The 597-nt window shown below is 69.3% G+C and carries 1 pseudogene; it reads right to left on the bottom strand.

Features of this window, described 5'->3' with window-relative positions:
* Positions 1–597 (bottom strand): annotated as a pseudogene (locus tag J9611_RS21535) (malate synthase A); the annotation flags it as partial.

Here is a 597-nt window from a genome sequence, read left to right on the forward strand (position 1 = left end):
ACCTCGATGTTGTTCCGGATGCCCTGTTCGGTGATGGTGCCGGTGGTGGAGGCGATGTCGAGCAGGGCGCGGTCGTCCGGGGTGACGTCCTCGCGGAGCCGGTCCAGCTGGTTCGGGCGGCCGGCGAGGACGCCGTCGAACACCTCGCGGCACACGGGAACCAGGTCCGGGTGGGCCACCCACGAGCCGTCAAAGCCGTCGGCCGCCTCGCGGGTTTTGTCGGCGCGGACCTTCTCGATGGCGATCGCGTTGGCGTTGGCGTCCTTGCGGTTGGGGACGGCGGCTGCCATCCCGCCGATCGCCATGGCGCCGCGCTTGTGGCAGGCCCGGACCAGCTGTTCGGTGTAGGCGCGCATGAACGGCTGCGTCATGGTGACCTGGCTCCGGTCCGGCAGCACGAACCGTGGCCCGCGGGTGCGGAAATTCTTGATCAGGGAGAAGATGTAGTCCCAGCGGCCGGCGTTCAGCCCGGCGGCGTGGTCGCGCAGCTCGTAGAGGATCTCCTCCATCTCGAACGCGGCCGTGATGGTCTCGATCAGCACGGTGGCGCGGATGGTGCCCTGCGGGATGCCCAGCAGGTCCTGCGCCAGGACGAAG

It is taken from the genome of Pseudarthrobacter albicanus (genome assembly GCF_018224015.1).
Taxonomy (GTDB): Bacteria; Actinomycetota; Actinomycetes; order Actinomycetales; family Micrococcaceae; genus Arthrobacter; species Arthrobacter albicanus.